At 70.1% G+C, this 14,675-nt stretch carries 10 protein-coding genes and 4 tRNA genes; 5 read left to right on the forward strand and 9 right to left on the reverse strand.

Annotation, left to right across the window (positions count from 1 at the left end; translation table 11 throughout):
• Positions 1-300 precede the first annotated feature (300 nt).
• From BZY54_RS08440 to BZY54_RS08455, 4 genes are all read right to left on the reverse strand, one after another.
• Positions 301-537 (reverse strand): DUF6274 family protein, encoded by a 237-nt coding sequence (locus BZY54_RS08440; RefSeq protein WP_086724141.1) that lies wholly within the window; start codon positions 535-537, stop codon positions 301-303.
• 358 nt (positions 538-895) lie between these two features.
• Positions 896-970 (reverse strand) — tRNA-Asp (locus BZY54_RS08445).
• Positions 971-1,071: 101 nt separating this feature from the next.
• A complete protein-coding gene (gene hrpA / locus BZY54_RS08450; RefSeq protein WP_086724143.1) occupies positions 1,072-5,067 on the reverse strand; it encodes an ATP-dependent RNA helicase HrpA in 3,996 nt (1,331 codons plus the stop codon).
• Positions 5,068-5,192: 125 nt separating this feature from the next.
• Positions 5,193-5,870 (reverse strand): histone deacetylase, encoded by a 678-nt coding sequence (locus tag BZY54_RS08455; RefSeq protein ID WP_086724145.1) that lies wholly within the window; start codon positions 5,868-5,870, stop codon positions 5,193-5,195.
• Positions 5,871-6,260: 390 nt separating this feature from the next.
• On the opposite strand from BZY54_RS08455, the gene BZY54_RS08460 reads away from it, so the two are divergent.
• Positions 6,261-6,905, forward strand: coding sequence for a DUF4389 domain-containing protein (locus BZY54_RS08460; protein WP_086724147.1), 645 nt, complete (start codon positions 6,261-6,263; stop codon positions 6,903-6,905).
• A gap of 423 nt (positions 6,906-7,328) precedes the next feature.
• Here BZY54_RS08460 and BZY54_RS08470 read toward each other — a convergent pair whose 3' ends face one another.
• Complete coding sequence (locus BZY54_RS08470) at positions 7,329-8,591, reverse strand: PP2C family protein-serine/threonine phosphatase (RefSeq protein WP_086724150.1); 1,263 nt, start codon at positions 8,589-8,591, stop codon at positions 7,329-7,331.
• A gap of 221 nt (positions 8,592-8,812) precedes the next feature.
• On the opposite strand from BZY54_RS08470, the gene BZY54_RS08475 reads away from it, so the two are divergent.
• Positions 8,813-9,091 (forward strand): hypothetical protein, encoded by a 279-nt coding sequence (locus tag BZY54_RS08475; RefSeq protein WP_086724152.1) that lies wholly within the window; start codon positions 8,813-8,815, stop codon positions 9,089-9,091.
• 96 nt (positions 9,092-9,187) lie between these two features.
• On the opposite strand, the gene BZY54_RS08480 is transcribed toward BZY54_RS08475, so the two are convergent.
• From BZY54_RS08480 to BZY54_RS08495, 4 genes are all read right to left on the reverse strand, one after another.
• Positions 9,188-9,261, reverse strand: a tRNA-Phe gene (locus BZY54_RS08480).
• Positions 9,262-9,285: 24 nt separating this feature from the next.
• A tRNA-Asp gene (locus tag BZY54_RS08485) sits at positions 9,286-9,360 on the reverse strand.
• Between the two features lie 50 nt (positions 9,361-9,410).
• A tRNA-Glu gene (locus tag BZY54_RS08490) sits at positions 9,411-9,483 on the reverse strand.
• 80 nt (positions 9,484-9,563) lie between these two features.
• A complete protein-coding gene (locus BZY54_RS08495; protein ID WP_086724154.1) occupies positions 9,564-11,108 on the reverse strand; it encodes a metallophosphoesterase family protein in 1,545 nt (514 codons plus the stop codon).
• A 116-nt stretch (positions 11,109-11,224) separates the two neighbouring features.
• Here BZY54_RS08495 and BZY54_RS08500 point away from each other — a divergent pair, with 116 nt between their 5' ends.
• The 3 genes from BZY54_RS08500 to BZY54_RS08510 form a co-directional block, all read left to right on the forward strand.
• On the forward strand, positions 11,225-11,575 hold the full coding sequence (locus BZY54_RS08500; protein WP_208640594.1) for a metallopeptidase family protein: 351 nt from the start codon (positions 11,225-11,227) through the stop codon (positions 11,573-11,575).
• A 253-nt stretch (positions 11,576-11,828) separates the two neighbouring features.
• Positions 11,829-12,374 carry a hypothetical protein gene (locus tag BZY54_RS08505; protein WP_086724155.1) on the forward strand — a complete coding sequence of 182 codons (546 nt, stop codon included), beginning with the start codon at positions 11,829-11,831 and terminating at the stop codon, positions 12,372-12,374.
• A gap of 313 nt (positions 12,375-12,687) precedes the next feature.
• Positions 12,688-14,675: DEAD/DEAH box helicase (locus tag BZY54_RS08510; protein WP_086724159.1), on the forward strand; the 1,988-nt coding region annotated here is incomplete at its 3' end.

Below are 14,675 nucleotides of genomic sequence, written 5' to 3' on the forward strand. Positions count from 1 at the left end.
GCGGCCTTGTCGGAGGCTGGGGAGGGGTGTCGGATCCCCTGTGAAGACCCTCGCGGGAGGCTCGCGGAAGCCTCTGGGGGCGGTGCAATTGCACATATTAAATTGACCTCTTGTAGGAGGGGTGTAAATACCGCGCTTTCAAAAACTCATGCGGTGACACCCGTCACACGGCTGGGCGCTTGTTGCCTGCCGTACCCGTGCGCTAGAGGAGGATCCGGTTCCACCGGCCCACGTCTGCACGGGAGTTCGCGCCGGAACCGGTCGTTCGTGCGCCGGTTCACGAGACCGTCCAGCGGGCCGTCACGCGGTCGAGGGCTGCTCGTCCTCCCACACCGCCTCCAGAGCCCCCATCGCCTCCCCCAGGGCACCCAGAGAGGTCTCGGAGTCGTTCGGGGCCATCAGGGGGGAGCTGTCCATCGCCAGCCTCATGAGGCGGTGACAGATGGGGCAGTGCCGCGTGAGATGGCGGTACGAGGAGGCGGCCGCGAGGTGCGCACGGAGCAGCGCCCGCGTCTCGTGCCTGACCGATGCCGCCATACGCCACCTCCAGCGGGCCGTACGGGAACGGGCAACCCTGCTTTCTGGGGTACCGAGGGAATGTGACGCCGTCAAGGCCGCGTCGCACACGAAGCGGCCGACCCGGCCGGCGGGGACGGCGGCATGCAGCGGTCCGCTTCCGTTGCCGGACGCGGGCTTCGTCGAGAAGGGGCATACAGAAGGCCCGCCTCCGCCGCCGGTCGGCGGCCCGCCGTCGCGGTCCTGACGGGATCTGCTGTGCCCGGCTGCGGCTGGACTGCCACCGCGCCGTGGGCGCGGCCGCCGACTCGGCGGGGGCCGGCCATGCGGAAAACATGCAGAAGGCCCGCCTCCGTTGCCGGAAGCGGGCCTCTTGTTGCGGTCCTGACGGGATTTGAACCCGCGGCCTCCACCTTGACAGGGTGGCGAGCACTCCAAACTGCTCCACAGGACCAGGTTTCGCGGCGCCATTCGTGCGTTGCGCTGCGAGAAGAGACTGTACAGGAGGCGGGGCGCCTGGTCGAACTCACTTAGCGTGCAGGCGCCGTCACGCCCTCACGACCGGGACGGGACCGCCGCGTCGATCGCCTTCACGATCCGCTTGTCCGAGACCGGGTACGCCGTGCCCAGCGCGTGGGCGAAGTAGCTGACCCGCAGCTCCTCGATCATCCAGCGGATGTCCCGCACCTGCTGCGGCACCGGTCGGCCCTGCGGCATCTGCTCCAGCAGCCACGCGTACTCGTCCCGCATCTCCTGGACCTTCTCCATGCGTGTGGTGTCCCGCTGGACGTTCGTCGGCATCTGCTGGAGCCGCCGGTCCGCCGCCACCAGATAGCGCATCAGGTCGGGCAGTCGCCGTATCCCGGCCTCGGTGACGAAGCCGGGCTTCACCAGGGTGTCCAGCTGCTGCCGCACGTCCGCCAGGTTCGGCAGCAGCGCGGGGCTGCGCACGGCCTTCAGCCGGCGCTCGCAGGCCTGCCAGGCGGCCAGCACCTGCTGCACCTGGCCCACGGTCCGCACGGTCAGGTCCACGATCTCGGCGCGCACCTTGTCGTACAGCTTCCGGTACGACTCCTCGTCCCATGCCGGCCCCCCGAACTCCGCGATCAGCCGGTCCGCCGCCGCCATCGCGCAGTCGTCGAAGAGGGCCTGGATCGAGCCGTGCGGGTTCGCCGACAGACCCAGCTTCTGCTGGTTCGTCAGCTTTTCGGATGCGAACTTGGCCGGGTTGACCGGGATGTTGCGCAGGATCAGCCGCCGCGTGCCCTTCCACATGGCCTCGGCCTGCTCCGCCTCGGTGTCGAAGAGCCGTACGGAGACGGTGTTCGCCTTCGGCCCGTCGTCGACGAGCGCGGGGTAGGCCTTCACCGGCTGGCCCGCCCGGCGGGTCTCGAAGATCCGGGTGAGCGAGCCGATCGTCCAGTCGGTCAGTCCCTGGCGCTCCAGCGACTCGCCGCCGGCGCGCTCCGCGGTCGCCGCCGCGGCCTGGGAGAGGGCCTTGCGCGCCTTCGGCTTCAGCCGCAGCTTGAGGGATTCGAGGTCCTTGTCCTCGGCCAGCTTGCGGCGCCGCTCGTCGACGATCCGGAAGGTGATCTTCAGATGGTCGGGGACCTTGGACCAGTCGAAGTCCTCGGCCTCGAACGGCACGCCGACCATGCGCTTGAGCTCACGCGCCATGGTCGTGGTCAGCGGCTCCTGGAGGGGCACCGCCTTCTCCAGGAACGCCCTGGCGTAGTTCGGCGCGGGCACGTAGTTGCGGCGGATCGGCTTGGGCAGGGAACGGATCAGCTCGGTGACGACCTCCTCGCGCAGGCCCGGGATCTGCCAGTCGAAGCCCTCGTCGGTGACCTGGTTGAGTACCTGGAGCGGGATGTGGACGGTCACGCCGTCGGCGTCCGCACCGGGCTCGAACTGGTACGTCACCCGGAACTTCAGGTTCCCCTGCCGCCAGGAGTCCGGATAGTCGGCCTTGGTGACCGCCTCCGCCGACTCCCGGATGAGCATCTCCCGCTCGAAGTCCAGGAAGTCGGGCTGCTCGTTCCGCTTGCGCTTCCACCAGGAGTCGAAGTGGGCACCGGAGACGACGTGTTCGGGCACCCGCTGGTCGTAGAAGTCGAACAGCGTCTCGTCGTCGACGACGATGTCCCGGCGCCGGGCGCGGTGCTCCAGCTCCTCCACCTCGCTGAGGAGCTTGCGGTTGTCGGCGAAGAACTTGTGGTGCGTGCGCCAGTCGCCCTCGACGAGCGCGTTGCGGATGAAAAGCTCCCGGCTGACCTCGGGGTCGATCCGGCCGTAGTTCACCTTGCGCTGGGCGACGATCGGCACGCCGTACAGCGTGACCTTCTCGTACGCCATCACCGCCGCCTGGTCCTTCTCCCAGTGCGGTTCGCTGTACGTCCGCTTCAGGAGGTGACCCGCCAGCGGCTCGACCCACTCGGGCTCGATCTTGGCGTTCACCCGCGCCCACAGCCGCGAGGTCTCCACCAGCTCCGCCGACATCACGAACCGCGGCGGCTTCTTGAACAGGGCCGAGCCCGGGAAGATCGCGAACTTGGCGTTGCGGGCGCCCAGGTACTCGCCCCTCCCGCCGTCGCGGCGCGCGCCCGGACCCGAGTCCTTGGACTCCTTCACGTCCTTCATGCCGACGTGCGAGAGCAGACCGGCGAGCAGCGAGATGTGGACGCGGTCGCCCGGGGCGTCCTGGTCGTTGAGGTGAATGCCCATCTGCTTGGCGACGGTGCGCAGCTGGGTGTAGATGTCCTGCCATTCGCGAATGCGCAGGAAGTTGAGGAACTCCTGCTTGCACATGCGCCGGAAGGACGACGAGCCCCGCTCCTTCTGCTGCTCGCGGATGTAGCGCCAGAGGTTGAGGAAGGCGAGGAAGTCGCTGGACTCGTCGCGGAACCGGGCGTGCTGCTGGTCGGCCTGGGTCTGCTTGTCGGCGGGGCGCTCGCGCGGGTCCTGGATGGAGAGCGCGGCGGCGATCACCATGACCTCGCGCGCACAGCCGTTCCTGTCGGCCTCCAGCACCATCCGGGCGAGCCTCGGGTCGACGGGGAGCTGGGCGAGCTTGCGGCCGGTCTCGGTGAGCCGCTTGCGCGGGTCCTTCTGCGCCGGGTCGAGCGCGCCGAGCTCCTCCAGCAGCTGTACGCCGTCGCGGATGTTGCGGTGGTCCGGCGGGTCGATGAACGGGAACTTCTCGATGTCCCCGAGGCCGGCCGCGGTCATCTGCAGGATGACGGAGGCGAGGTTCGTGCGCAGGATCTCGGCGTCGGTGAACTCCGGGCGGGCGACGAAGTCGTCCTCGCTGTAGAGCCGGATGCAGATGCCGTCGGACGTACGTCCGCAGCGGCCCTTGCGCTGGTTGGCGCTGGCCTGCGAGATCGCCTCGATGGGCAGCCGCTGCACCTTGGTGCGGTGGCTGTAGCGGGAGATCCGGGCGAAGCCGGGGTCGATGACGTACTTGATGCCGGGCACGGTCAGGGAGGTCTCGGCGACGTTGGTCGCCAGAACGATCCTGCGGCCGGTGTGCGGCTGGAAGACGCGGTGCTGTTCGGCATGGGAGAGCCGGGCGTACAGCGGCAGCACCTCGGTGAAGCGGTACTGCTTCTTGTTGAGCGCGTCGGCGGTGTCGCGGATCTCCCGCTCGCCGGAGAGGAAGACGAGGATGTCCCCGGACCCCTCGGCCATCAGCTCCTCGACGGCATCGGTGATCGCCGTGATCTGGTCCCGGTCGGCGTCGTCGGAGTCCTCCTCGAGGAGGGGCCGGTAACGCACCTCCACGGGATACGTCCGCCCGCTGACCTCGATGATCGGCGCATCGCCGAAGTGCCGGGAGAAGCGCTCGGGGTCGATGGTGGCCGAGGTGATGACGACCTTGAGGTCCGGCCGCCTGGGCAGCAGCTGGGCCAGGTAGCCGAGGAGGAAGTCGATGTTGAGCGACCGCTCGTGCGCCTCGTCGATGATGATCGTGTCGTAGGCGCGCAGCTCGCGGTCGGTCTGGATCTCGGCCAGCAGGATGCCGTCCGTCATCAGCTTGACGAAGGTGGCGTCCGGGTCGACCTGGTCGGTGAACCGCACCTTCCAGCCGACGGCCTCGCCCAGCGGCGTGTCCAGCTCCTCGGCCACGCGCTCGGCGACGGTCCGGGCGGCGATCCGGCGGGGCTGGGTGTGCCCGATCATGCCGCGCACGCCACGACCCAGCTCCATGCAGATCTTCGGGATCTGCGTGGTCTTTCCGGAACCGGTCTCACCGGCGACGATGACGACCTGGTGGTCGCGGATGGCGTCCGCGATCGTGTCCTTCTTCTGGCTGACCGGCAGCTGCTCGGGGTAGCCGACGGCGGGCACGCGGGAACGCCGGGCGGCCATGCGCTCCTCGGCCTTCCCGACCTCCCCCTCGATCTCGGCGAGGACGGCGGCACGGGCCTCCGGCTTGCGGATCTTGCGCGCGCCCTCGAGCCTGCGCCCGAGCCGGTGCGCATCGCGCAGCGACAGCTCGGTCAGGCGGGAGGCGAGGGGGCCCAGGGCGGGGGCGGGATGCGTAGACATACGCGACCCAGGATCTCATCTCGGGGAAATTGCGCGCGAATGATTTGACCGCGGCACCGCTGGACCGTACTGGAGCGGCTCTGCCGTCCCTCGCGCGGCTCCCTCACGCCCGAGGTGGGCGGTTCTCACAGGTCGTACGGTCCCACTCTCAGGAGGTCCGTTACGGCCTGCTCCGACCAGTGGCCGGTCGCGCCGGGGCAGGCGGCGACGTAGGAGGCGACCGCGTCCGCGTCCCAGGCGCCGGCCGCCAGCAGGCCGCCGGCCAGGAAGCGGACGTAGGAGGCCGACGGCGGGTTCCAGTGCACGTCGTTCATGCCCCACGGGGCGGTGAAGGTGAGGACGGGCAAGCCGTTCACCTGACCGGCGCAGACGAGGGTTTCGTAGCGGCCCTCGCCCATCACGGCCCGACCGTGTGTGAGCACCTCGCCGAGGTCGAGGCTCGCGCCGGGCTCGCGGTACATCTCCTGAGCCGCGATGTCGCAGAACTGCTCGGTCGACACCAGGTGCGCGCAGGCGAGGACCCGTCCCTCGGCCTGCGGGTCGTAGAAGGCCCTGCCGCCTCCCCACACAGGTGACTCGGTGGCGAAGTACAGGGCGCCGGTGAGTTCGACCGGGACCGTCCTGGAGGGCATCCGGGGGTCGCGGCATCCCGGATACGACCTGGCGGACCCCGGCGGCCTGCCGCCCCGGATGTAGAAGGCCAGCCGCTCGAGATCCACGTTCGAGCCGTAGGAGGTGTACCAGACCCGCTCCGGGCGCGGGTCGGCCGGCAACCTCGGATCGATGCTGTTCAGGGCCTTCACGCCTGCCGGCTCCTCGATCTCGCGACGGTGCCGCGCGTCCGGAAAGTCAGTGATCAGGCGCGGCCCGCAGCGGAAGGGACTGCCCTGTGTCAGGCCGTGTCCTGGCAACGCCGCGCCCGATCATAGGGAGCCCGCGGCCCTGCCGACGGATGCCGTCGCGTGTCGCTGTGGCGTACGGCCGCAACCGCGCAGAGCCATGGAGCCCTCGCACACCGAGGGGGAGGGAGGTGCACGAGAACAGCGACCGTACGTCCGCCGCCGTGTCTCCCTCCTGCCTCCGGTAGGGCGCCCCTTCCACAAGTCGATCCGGGCCGGGGGCGGAGTGACACTGGAAATGTGTGGACTCGCAAGCGCATTCGAGCCCCGGCAGGCGGGAGACCCTACCGCTCGGTGAAGGTCGACGCTGTCCTGGATGAGCCCTTGTCCCGTTGGCGGTGGCTGATCAAGCCGGTCCTGCTTATTCCCCACCACTTGGTGCTCACGGCACTGTGGGCCCCGTTCGTCGCGGCCAGCGCGGTCGCCTTCTTCTCGATCCTGTTCACCGGGCGCTACCCGCGGATCCTGTTCGCCTTCACCAGGGGTGTGCTGCGGTGGGCGTGGCGGGTGGGTTTCTACTTCTTCGGAGCGCTCGGCACCGACCGGTATCCGCCGTTCAGCCTGGGGGCCGTGCCCGGGTACCCGGCACGGTTGGAGATCGTCCACCCCGAGCGGCTGTCGCGCGGCCTGGTGCTGGTGAAGTGGCCGCTGCTCCTGCCGCACCTCCTCGTCTTCGGCTTCTTCGGAATGGTCTTCCGTCTGGCCCAGTGGTGGGGCGGCCTCGTCTGGCTGCTGGTGGCGATCGCCGCGGTGGCCTCGTGCCTCAGCGGGCCGGGAATGGTGCTGCTGTTCACGGGCCGCTACCCCAAGCGCATGTTCGACATGCTGGTCGGCTCGGACCGCTGGATCCTGCGCGTGGTGTCGTACGCGGCGCTGATGACGGACGAGTATCCACCCTTGCGGCTGGACCCCGGTGGTACGGAACCCGGCGAGCGCTGACGGCCTGCGGCGACCGGCTGGGGGACCGACGGTCCTACTCACGGTCAGGCTCAACAGGTGCCGTGGGTGCGCCGGCGGGAAGTCCTGTTCGCAGGAGCGGAGGGGAGGGCACGCAGCGCGATCGTCCGGCTTTACGAGCTAAGCCCCTGTCGCAAAGCGGTAGCCACAACCGGAGCGCGCCCTTCTCGCGGGTCGAGGCGGGGGGCGTTCGTATGTCCGTCTTAGGATCCGTGCACGTGGCACACACCCTTGAAGAACTCGTGGAGATGCAGCGCGCCGCCGACCAGGCGCACAATCGGGTCCTTGAGCTACGCGATCAGTACGGGCCGCCCGCACAGGCCGAGTGGGCCGAGAGCCAGACCGAGACCTATGAGACTGCCTGGCGCGCCTGGCGCGACCTCGCTCGCGACCTGCAGGCCGCGGTCACCGAGCACGCCGACGCTGAGGGGCAGGCACGGAACGAGGTGGAGGCCAGCGTGAAGAAGCAGGCCCGGCACCCAGATCCCGAGGACTGACGCTACGGCCAACTGGCCGGCTCCGGTCGCTGCCTGCCAGCTCGCCGCTGGGGCGTTCGGCATGCGGAGCTGTCATTCGCCGTACGGCAAGGATGGCGGCATCATCTTGGAGAGCGCCGCCGGCATGAGCGAGGAGGTCGCGCTCGACGCGTTCGATCAGCATCTCGGGGCTGCACTTGGTCCACAGGGCGAGCCGCTCTTGCAGTGGATAGAAGACCCCGGCGGTGTCGCGGGCTTCCACGAGGCCGTCGGTGTACAGCAGCAGAGTGTCACCGGCCTCGAACGAGAAGGTGTGAGAAGTCCGGATGTCCTGCGCCAGCCCCCACATGCCCAGTGGCGGCGCCGGAGGGCTCAGGACACTTGTCACCTGCCCTCGGCTGATGAGCAGGGGCGGCGGGTGGCCGCAGTGCGTCACCCGTGCCGCGAAGTCGTCGTCGGGGATCTCCAGTAGCAGCGCGGTGATGAAGTGCTCTTGAACCTCGTCGTCCGCTCCAGGGAACTGGGTCAGGTAGCGGCACGCACTGCGGTCCAGGGCGCCGGCGAGGGCGGGGAGTGTGACGTGTTGGTGAGCGGCCTCCTGGAAGGCGCCCATCAGGGCGGCTGCCTCCCCGACCGCGGCCAGTCCCTTTCCTCGCACATCGCCGATGAGTACGCGAGTGCAGTTGCCGATGCGGGTCACGGCGTACAGGTCACCGCCGATACTGGCCTCTTTCGCGGCGGCCAGGTACGTGGACGAGATGTGCAGGGGGCCGAGTCGGCGGGGCAGCGGGCGTAGCAGCGCCCGCTGCGCCGTTTCGGAAACGGATCGCACCTGGACGAGTTCCGCCTTGTGCCGGTCCCGCGCCAAGCAGATGATCACGGTCATGATCGAGAGGACTGTGAGCCCAATGATCTGAGCTATGTGGTTGGGCGTGGACAGGTCCCCGTCCAGCACGGCGATGACCACCTGAGCCGCCACGGCCAGTGCGCCGATCAGTCCGGTGAGCCAGGCTCCTGCGAACGAAACGGTGATGGCCGGGGCCACGACAAGCAGCGGACCGAGGTGGACTGATGCCGGAGTCCGTACATCCGCGATGGTGATCGCAATGATCAGTGCAAGGGGGAGCACCACCAACCACTGGGTGGAGTGCCACCGCTGCCGGGCGAAAGCGAAGGGCTGCCCAAAGTGCATATGTCCAATGTGCACCTTCTGCGGGACGTGGCCGACCCGGCTGCTGCGGGTGCCCCGGCTGTATCCAGCCAGGGCTGCGCGAGGTATCTGCTGACCTGGGAGGGTGGGAGTTCCTGCGCTTCCCTCGGCACAGACCGGCAATGCACACGTAAGCGAATCCCGTCCCCTGCCGCACCCGAGCGGAACGACCCTCGACTCCCCACAGAGACAACGTGTCCCTCATGCTGATCGCCATCGCCGCCGTGGGCATCACGGTCTTCGGCCTCACGCTCTGGTGCTCGCTCACCGTTGCCCGGATGCGGCACCTCCCCGCGTGGCGCCGATGCCTCCCTCTGTCCCTCTTCCTGATCGCGCTCAGCGCCAGCCTCCTGCGCGCCTTCGACGTCCCCCAGATAGCCAACGCCATCGCCTTCCCCCTGAACCTCGCGGCCATCGTCACGTCGCTACACGAGATCCGCGCTCGACAGAGCAGAGATCGAGCAGGGCTTTCCGTCGACTGAACTGGGAGCCGTTGGCGTACCGGTTGGCGCAGGCGCCACGAAAACACCCCCTCGGGAAAATCCCGGAGGGGGTGTTTGCCCTGATGAGGGCGATTGTGGCTGGGGCCGGGGTCGAACCGGCGACCTTCCGCTTTTCAGGCGGACGCTCGTACCAACTGAGCTACCCAGCCACGAGGTTTCACGTGAAACCTCAGCGGTCCTGACGGGATTTGAACCCGCGGCCTCCACCTTGACAGGGTGGCGAGCACTCCAAACTGCTCCACAGGACCATGTGGTTGTGTGCGAACCGTTGAACGTAAGTGTCGCACACCGTACTGCGTGCCCCCAACGGGATTCGAACCCGTGCTACCGCCTTGAAAGGGCGGCGTCCTAGGCCGCTAGACGATGAGGGCTATCGGCCCGCCTGGGCGCTTCTCAGCGCGTCGGGGACGTGAGAAGCATATGGGATGGCGCGGGGTATCGCCAAAACCGTTTACGGCCCGGAGGGTGAGGAGGTCGCGGAGGGTGCGGTGGGGTTCGGGGTGGCGCCGGGCTGGTTCTCCTTCGGGAGGTGACGGCTGACCTCGGCCGTCGTCTGGCCCAGGCCGCCCAGCTTGATCGCGTCCCAGGCCTGGAGGTGGTGGCCGTCGCGGTCGAAGTAGAGGATCGACGCCTCGATCGGGGCCGGATATTCGTGTTCGACCGCCCGCAGGCCGCTGCCGCCGGTCGAGCCCTCCATGCGCAGCCGGGTGCCGTACTTCATGACCTCCGTGCCCTCGTGGTGCAGATGGCCGCACAGGACCAGCGGCACCGTGCCGTCCGTCTCACGGGCCGCCGACGGCTCGTGGGCGATGGCGACGTCCACCGGCGTGCCCTTGGCCTGCTGGTCGCGCAGCGCCGACGCCAGGCGGGTGCCCGCCAGCTGCTCCGCCGCGTTGCCGCCGGGCACGGTCGAGCGGTCGGGGGTGAACTGGGGATCGCCGATGCCGGCGAAGCGCAGGCCCGCGACCGTCTCGGCCCGGCCGTCGTCCAGGACGTGCACGTTCTTCATGCGCTCCAGGTAGCGCTGGGTGGCCATCGAGTCGTGGTTGCCGCGCACCCAGACGTAGGGAACCCCCAGGTCCGCCACCGGGTCGAGGAAGCCGTTCTCCGCCGCCGTGCCGTGGTCCATCGTGTCGCCGGAGTCGACGATCACGTTGACCTTGTACTGCTCCACCAGCGAGGCGATGATCTTCCAGCTCGCCGGGTTGAGGTGGATGTCGGACACGTGTAGCACCCGGATGGTCGTCGGGTCCGGCTGGTAGGCGGGGAGCGTGGAGGTGACGTCGTAGAGCTTGGTCACGTTCGTCACCAGGCGCGCCAGCTCCTTCTGGTAGACGTCGAACTCGGTGACGATGCTGCGCGCGTTGCCGACGAGGGAGGGTGCCGAGGACAGCAGCCCGGAGAAGCGTGGCTCCAGCACAGACTTGGGGTTCCAGGTGGCGTACGCCGTCGCCCCGGAGGCGGCGAGCAGGGTCAGGGCCAGGCCGCCGGCCGCCAGGGCGCGGCGCGGACGGCGGTAGACCGCGAGGCCGAGGGCGGTCGCGCCGGAGACCACGGCCACGCAGGACCGTACGGCCAGGTCGAAGGTGCCCCGCTCGACGTCGTGCACCACCTCGTTCTGGAGGCCGGAGATCCGCTCGGGGTGGTCGACCAGCGCCTGGGAGCGTTCCGGGTCGAGCTGGTCGACGTTGACGTCCAGGCGGACCGGGGCCACATGGCTGTTCAGCTCCAAGGCGCCCAGCGGGGAGATGTTGATCTTGGTGCCGCCACTCAGGGAGGGGCGCAGGGTCATCGTCGTGTTCATGGGGCCGACCGGTGCCCGTACGTTGCCGACGATCAGCAGCCCCAGCCAGGCGCCGGCGAGCACCACGGTCACCAGGCCCAGGGCGCGGAGCCAGGGGTGCGGCTCGCGGGTCAGGGTGAGGGCACGCGCTGCCCTCCGCCGGCCGGGCGTGCGGAGCAGGCGCTTGAGGTCTGCGACGTTGACGCGGGCCATTGGTCGCGTATGCCCATGCCCGCCGGCGGATATGCGTGGTGTGCGGGGTGGGACGCACGGAACATGCGTGGTCCGCGGGTGGGACCGCGCTCGGTCGCGTACCGGACAATGGGTCTGTGCTGGAGATGACGCGCGAGGAGTTCGAGGAACTGGTCGCCGAGGCCCTCGACCGGATCCCGCCGGAACTGACACGGCTGATGGACAACGTCGCGGTGTTCGTCGAGGACGAACCGCCCGCCGAAGATCCTCAGTTGCTCGGACTGTACGAGGGCACGCCCCTGACCGAGCGCGGTGAGTGGTACGCGGGCGTGCTGCCCGACCGGATCACGATCTTCCGGGGGCCGACACTGCGGATGTGCGAGTCCCGCGAGGACGTCGTCGTGGAGACCGAGGTCACCGTGGTGCACGAGATCGCCCACCACTTCGGGATCGACGACGCCCGGCTGCACTCCCTCGGATACGGCTGAGGCGCCGAGGGCGGATGCCTGCAAGGCGCACACGTTCGTGGGCCGGGGGTGCCGCTGCCGAGGTTTGCGTCCGTGGGCCGGGGGCCCGTCGGGGTTCGTGTCCGTGCGCCGGGGCCTGCCGGGGTTCCGGTCAGTGGGCCGGGGCTGCCGCTGCCGGGGCTTGTGTCTGCGGGCCGAGGGTGGCGCTCGCGTGTCCTCTTGTGGGCGCAGGGAGTTGGGCACGGAGACCTGTCCTTCCCGGAGGTGGCTTCCCGTGCGCCCCTTGCCTGTATCCGTCCGACTCGCCGCCGCGGTCGTCGCCGTCACCGCCGCCGCCGGCTGTGTGAGCGTGGGGGAGGACTCCGGCGGCGGGGCCCGGCCGTCGCACTCCACGGACCGGCGCGGCGGCGAGGCGCCGGCCGGAGGAACGGCGATCTCCGGCGGTGATGCGGGGCGCGCCGGTGGCGAGGGTCTCTCCGAGCACGGGCACGGGGAGAAGGAAAAGGGGCAGAAGGACGGGTCGCCGTCCGCGTCGGCCTCGCCGTCGGCCACGGGCGGCGCGTCCACGCCGCCGCCGGGCAAGCGCGGCGTGCCGCCGAAGCCGGGCGCTCCGACTCCGACCGAGCCCGTACCCCCGCCGCCGCAGACGTCCGCAGCGCCGGAGCCGCCACCGGCATCCTCACCCCCGTCACCGGTCTCGCCGGAACCGACGGTGACCGACCCGTCCTCCTCGGCGCGCGGGGGCACGGGGCCCCAGTCGGAGCAGCGCGAGCGGGGCCGGTGGCGCCACCTGCACCGGCCGCGCAGGGCGAGAACCTGATCCGTGCGGCGGCGGTAGGCCGGCCCGTGTGCAGGGCGCGACGCTGGTCCGTGAGCGGGGCGAGCGGCCGATCCGCGCGTCGTTGCCGCCGCTGGGAGTGCCTGACCTGCGGGTACGGGCTCGGTTTGCCTTGAGGGGTGGTGAGTGCGTATCTTGGTAGATCGTTTGATCCCATTTGCCCGGCGCCCATGAAGAGCGCGCCGTGTGGCGCGTACTCTCCCTTGCCGTGGCGGACCGCATCGAGGCGGTCGTGGTGCGAAACACGGAGTTGACGGGCGCGTGCCGACGAGACTCCGGAAGGTTTCGCATTCGCATGTCCATTGCCAGTACTGATCACGTCGTCGTGCCCGAGAGCACCGAGGACGCCTTCGAGGGCCAGGAGGCCCCTCGCAAGGACCAGGCCCCCGAGCTCACCTTCGCGGACCTGGGCCTGCCCGAGGGCGTCGTCCGCAAGCTCGCGCAGAACGGCGTGACCACCCCCTTCCCGATCCAGGCCGCGACCATCCCGGACGCCCTGGCCGGAAAGGACATCCTGGGCCGCGGCCGCACCGGCTCCGGCAAGACCCTCTCCTTCGGTCTGCCGACCCTGGCCCAGCTGGCCGGCGGCCGCACCCAGAAGCACAAGCCGCGCGCCGTCATCCTCACCCCGACCCGCGAGCTCGCCATGCAGGTGGCGGACGCCCTCCAGCCCTACGGTGACGTCCTCGGCCTGAAGATGAAGGTCGTCTGCGGCGGCACCTCGATGGGCAACCAGATCTACGCCTTGGAGAAGGGCGTCGACATCCTCGTCGCCACACCGGGCCGGCTGCGCGACATCATCAACCGCGGGGCCTGCTCGCTGGAGGACGTGCAGATCGCCGTCCTCGACGAGGCCGACCAGATGTCCGACCTGGGCTTCCTGCCCGAGGTGACCGAGCTGCTGGACCAGGTTCCGGCGGGCGGTCAGCGGATGCTGTTCTCCGCGACGATGGAGAACGAGATCAAGACCCTCGTCGACCGCTACCTGACCGACCCCGTCAGCCACGAGGTCGACGCCGCCCAGGGTGCGGTGACGACCATGTCCCACCACATCCTGATCGTGAAGCCCAAGGACAAGGCGCCGGTCACCGCGGCCATCGCCTCCCGCAAGGGCCGCACCATCATCTTCGTGCGCACCCAGCTCGGTGCCGACCGTGTGGCCGAGCAGCTGCGCGACGCCGGCGTGAAGGCCGACGCGCTGCACGGCGGCATGACCCAGGGCGCCCGCACCCGCACCCTGGCCGACTTCAAGGACGGCTACGTCAACGTCCTGGTCGCCACGGACGTCGCCGCGCGCGGCATCCACGTCGACGGCATCGACCTCGTCCTGAACGTCGACCCGGCCGGTGACCACAAGGACTACCTGCACCGCGCCGGCCGTACGGCCCGCGCCGGCCGCACCGGCACGGTCGTCTCGCTCTCGCTGCCGCACCAGCGGCGCCAGATCTTCCGCCTGATGGAGGACGCGGGCGTCGACGCCTCGCGCCACATCATCCAGGGCGGCGCGGCCTTCGACCCGGAGGTCGCCGAGATCACAGGTGCCCGGTCGATGACCGAGGTGCAGGCCGAGTCCGCGGGCAACGCCGCGCAGCAGGCCGAGCGCGAGGTCGCCCACCTCACCAAGCAGCTGGAGCGCGCGCAGCGGCGCGCGGCCGAGCTGCGCGAGGAGGCCGACCGGCTGATCGCCCGGGTCGCCCGCGAGCGGGGCGAGGACCCCGAGGCCGTGGTGGCCGAGGCGCAGGCGGTGGCCGAGCGGGCCGCCGAGGTGTCGGTGCCGGAGCAGCCGGCGGCGCAGGACGTCGACCGCGCCGAGCGTGCGGACCGCTTCGAGCGGGGCGAGCGGGAGGAGCGTACGGCGGCTGCGTCGTCGTACGACCGTCGTGAGCGCCGGGACGACCGCGGCGGGCGGACGTTCGACCGCGACAACCGTTCCTTCGACCGGGACCGCGACCGTGACCGTGGTGGCCGTTCGTTCGACCGTCGTGACGACCGGGGCGGCTTCAACCGCGACCGCGACCGGGACCGCGGCTCCGACCGGGGCGACCGGGGTGGCTTCCGCCGCGACGACCGGGGCGACCGGGGCGACCGCGGCGGCCGTGGCTTCGACCGCGACCGCGGCTTCCGCCGTGACGACCGGGACCGTGACCGCGACCGTGACCGCGGCGGCCGTTCGTTCGACCGTCGTGACGACCGGGGGGGCTTCAACCGCGACCGCGACCGGGACCGTGCTCCCCGCTCCTTCGACCGTCGGGACGAGCGCGGCGGCTTCCGCCGTGACGACCG

This window comes from Streptomyces carpinensis, assembly GCF_002154505.1.
GTDB lineage: Bacteria > Actinomycetota > Actinomycetes > Streptomycetales > Streptomycetaceae > Streptomyces > Streptomyces carpinensis.

What these genes read in the sequence shown, in the direction of transcription:
- BZY54_RS08470 (WP_086724150.1), bottom strand. Translation starts at nt 8,591, where the DNA reads ATGCACTTTGGGCAGCCCTTCGCTTTCGCCCGGCAGCGGTGGCACTCC.
- hrpA (WP_086724143.1), bottom strand. Translation starts at nt 5,067, where the DNA reads ATGTCTACGCATCCCGCCCCCGCCCTGGGCCCCCTCGCCTCCCGCCTG.
- BZY54_RS08495 (WP_086724154.1), bottom strand. Translation starts at nt 11,108, where the DNA reads ATGGCCCGCGTCAACGTCGCAGACCTCAAGCGCCTGCTCCGCACGCCC.
- BZY54_RS08475 (WP_086724152.1), top strand. Translation starts at nt 8,813, where the DNA reads ATGCTGATCGCCATCGCCGCCGTGGGCATCACGGTCTTCGGCCTCACG.
- BZY54_RS08440 (WP_086724141.1), bottom strand. Translation starts at nt 537, where the DNA reads ATGGCGGCATCGGTCAGGCACGAGACGCGGGCGCTGCTCCGTGCGCAC.